This is a genomic window from Brachyspira sp., from assembly GCF_050873525.1.
In the GTDB taxonomy this organism is placed as follows: Bacteria; Spirochaetota; Brachyspiria; order Brachyspirales; family Brachyspiraceae; genus Brachyspira.
In genome coordinates this window covers 1-3,210 of record NZ_JBNMIZ010000262.1, presented here as the reverse complement: position 1 = coordinate 3,210, position 3,210 = coordinate 1, and the positions used below count along the sequence as shown (strand labels likewise).

Sequence of the window (3,210 nt, the reverse complement as noted above, 5' to 3'; positions counted from 1 at the left end):
ATAAAAAACAAGTATCGGTGAGCGATACTAGTTACATGTTATAATTATTATATAAATTAATTTTTTATTTTTTTATTTTTTTATTAAGGAGTTAAAAATGATAGAATTAAAAGGAAAATATAATAAAGATTGCAAAATATTTGCAGACGAGATAGAAGAACCTTCTTACGCTCTCATACAAAATATTTTGAATGAAAAAGCTACGGAAAATGCAAAGATTAGAATAATGCCCGACACTCATTTGGGAAAAGGAATAGTTATAGGTTTTACGATGCCGTTAACCGACAGAGTAAATCCGTTTCATATAGGAGTCGATATAGGCTGCGGTATGTTATGCGCGAAATTGGGAGAAGAAATTAAAAATATGCCGTTGGAATATATTGACGAGAAAATAAAAAATATTATTCCAATGGGAAGAGAAATTCAGCCGACAAGACAAAGCGAACTTTTCAATACGGAAGAATTAAGCGAACTAATAAAAAACTTTACCGTAAATTATAATAAAAGATATAATACGAATTTTGCGACTTTTGAAATTGACGACAGATATATAAAAAATATGCTCGATAGAATTCATATAGAATCTAAAAAATTTTATCGCTCTTTGGGAACGCTCGGAGTAGGAAATCATTTTATAGAAATGGGAGCGTCCAAAAATAACGATTATTATTTAACTATACATTCTGGTTCAAGAAATTTCGGGACGAGAGTTTGCAACTATCATATAAATAAAAATAAAGAAAAAATAGATGCAGCCGCTTGGTTTTTTGAAAATATAGAAGAAGCCCGCAAAAATAATGACGCGGAAAAATTTGACATGCTATATAAAGAATATAATGAAATAAAATATAAAATAGAAAACGATTCCGAAAAATATTATTTGGAAAATAAAGATATGTTCGATTATTGCATCGATATGGTTGTGGCGCAGTATTATGCGAAAATTAATAGAGATACGATATTAAAAATAATTTCAAACGAATTAAATATTAAAATAGAAAATACTTTTCAATCCGTTCATAATTTTATCGATTTTGAAGATTTTATTATAAGAAAAGGAGCGATAAGAAGCTATAAAAACGAAAAAATGATTATACCGTTTAATATGAGAGACGGAATATTGATTTGCGAAGGAAAAAGCAACGAAGATTGGAATTGTTCCGCTCCGCATGGCGCTGGAAGAGTTTTGTCAAGAACGCAGGCAAAAAGCATGATAAATATAAACGATTTTATCGATTCTATGAAAGGAATTTATTCGAGCAGTATTTGCGAACATACTTTAGACGAAGCTCCGCAGACTTATAAAGATTCAAAAACTATAGAAAAATTAATTGAACCTACGGCTAATATAACGGATAGATTAAAGCCCGTTTTAAATATAAAGTCAACTGTTTCTTGATTTATAGTTTTTATTATGTTGATTATGTTTATTATGATTGTAAAAATAGTTTTTAAATATATAATAATTTTATAATTGATTTTAATAATCGTAATATAATCAAGGAAATATAATTTTATGCTGGAACTCGAAGCTTTAGAAAATTCTATTTTATCATTAGAAAATTCCATAGAAGTTTATAAAAAAATATTAAGCGATAATAAAAGCGATAAAAAATTAATTGAAGCTTTACGCTCTGGAGTAATACAAAATTTTGAAGTGGCATTCGAGCAAAGCTGGAAATTTATTGTCCGATGGCTCAATGAAAATATAAGCTACGGAATAGCGCAAGGAATTACAAAAAGAGAATTATTCAGACTTGCAGGCGAGCATTTGCTTATAGATGATGTTTCAAAATGGATATTTTTTAAAGACTGCAGAAATCAAACTTCGCATATTTACTCCGAAACTACCGCGGAAGAAGTTTTAAAATCGGCGCTTGAATTTTTGCCTTATGTAAAATATTTATTAAAAAAATTAAAGGATAATAATCAATGATTGCCGTATCTTTGGAAGAATTCGAGATTATAATAAAAATTTTGAACGCGCATATTAAAAAGGGAAAAGTTTACGCTTTCGGCTCTCGCTATAAAAATAATAATAGAAAATTTTCCGACTTCGATATAGCCATAGATACGGGCGAAAAATTATCTTTTGAATTTTTGAATCTTTTAAAAGACGCGTTTGAAGAAAGCGATTTGCCATATAGAGTCGATATAATTGATTATAATAATATTAGCGATAAATTTAAAAAGATTGTGGACGGCGGAAACGAAATTATTTATAATTCAAATTGATTTTAATCAATTTTTAAATTATAATTAAACATAATAAAAAAATTAATTAATAACTTTATGGCTAAAAATTTAAATATAAAAAATATAGAAAATATATTATTGCCCTTAATAAACGCTTTTCAAAATGACGAAAAAGAAAAATTAAATTATTTGGGAAGTATTTCTAAATCTTTAATTGAAGTTCGAGAAAAAGTTAAAGCGGAAATGGAAAAACTTCCGCCTCAATTTAATGTCCTAAATTCAATAAGAAGAAAAACTTCAGTAGGCAGATTACTTACTTATGAACCTTATAATAGCGATTTGCTTTCTCAATTATTAAAGATAAAAAAAGAAAAAATTAATTTTGCTAAATTATTTTTGGAATTTATGAACGATAAATTTAAAAATAAGATTGATTTAAATAATATTAATTGGGGAAAAGTTGAAGTAGAAAATGAATACAAACATATAGATATATTAATTCGTTATAAAAAATCTTTAGCCGTAATAATTGAAAATAAAATAGGTTATATCGATAGAGATAGGCAATTAGAAAAATATTATAATATTATGTCGAAAGAGGAAGGCTGTGGTAATAATGTTTACGCTATTTACTTAACGCCAGAAGGAAAAGAACCGAGCGAAAATAGTTTGCCTGAAGAATATTACAAAAAAGAAGACGGAGAACTTTATGGCAAATTTGCAAATATAAAACATGCGGAAATAGGCTATTGGCTTGAGAGTATTTTAAAAAGGCAGGAATTTTCTTTTCTAAATAATGAAGAAGAAAATAATAAATATAATTATAAATTATTAAAATCGGCGCTTATACAAATAATAGATAATGAAAAAAGTATAAGCGGAGAAAACGAGGAGAGCGACATGACAAAAGATGAAATTGAAAATGTATTAAAAGAAAATCTTTTTAAGGAGATTAAAACCGTAGAAAAAGCGCAAGAATATATTGATATGTTCGAGAATGCTAAAGTATTACTT

Annotated in this window: 4 protein-coding genes; all 4 read left to right on the top strand. The window is 27.4% G+C overall.

What is annotated here, in order from left to right:
- Positions 1-97 precede the first annotated feature (97 nt).
- Complete coding sequence (locus ACR0QS_RS12265) at positions 98-1,399, top strand: RtcB family protein (protein WP_432633740.1); 1,302 nt, start codon at positions 98-100, stop codon at positions 1,397-1,399.
- Between the two features lie 117 nt (positions 1,400-1,516).
- Positions 1,517-1,936, top strand: a complete 420-nt coding sequence (locus ACR0QS_RS12260) for an HI0074 family nucleotidyltransferase substrate-binding subunit (protein ID WP_432633739.1) — start codon at positions 1,517-1,519, stop codon at positions 1,934-1,936.
- Positions 1,933-2,235 (top strand): nucleotidyltransferase domain-containing protein, encoded by a 303-nt coding sequence (locus ACR0QS_RS12255; protein ID WP_432633738.1) that lies wholly within the window; start codon positions 1,933-1,935, stop codon positions 2,233-2,235. The genes ACR0QS_RS12260 and ACR0QS_RS12255 overlap by 4 nt, the downstream gene beginning before the upstream one ends.
- Before the next feature lie 57 nt (positions 2,236-2,292).
- Positions 2,293-3,210: PD-(D/E)XK nuclease family protein (locus ACR0QS_RS12250; RefSeq protein ID WP_432633737.1), on the top strand; the 918-nt coding region annotated here is incomplete at its 3' end.

Excerpts from the sequence above, each read along its gene's own strand:
- ACR0QS_RS12265 (WP_432633740.1), top strand. The coding sequence starts at position 98 with ATGATAGAATTAAAAGGAAAATATAATAAAGATTGCAAAATATTTGCA.
- ACR0QS_RS12260 (WP_432633739.1), top strand. The coding sequence starts at position 1,517 with ATGCTGGAACTCGAAGCTTTAGAAAATTCTATTTTATCATTAGAAAAT.
- ACR0QS_RS12255 (WP_432633738.1), top strand. The coding sequence starts at position 1,933 with ATGATTGCCGTATCTTTGGAAGAATTCGAGATTATAATAAAAATTTTG.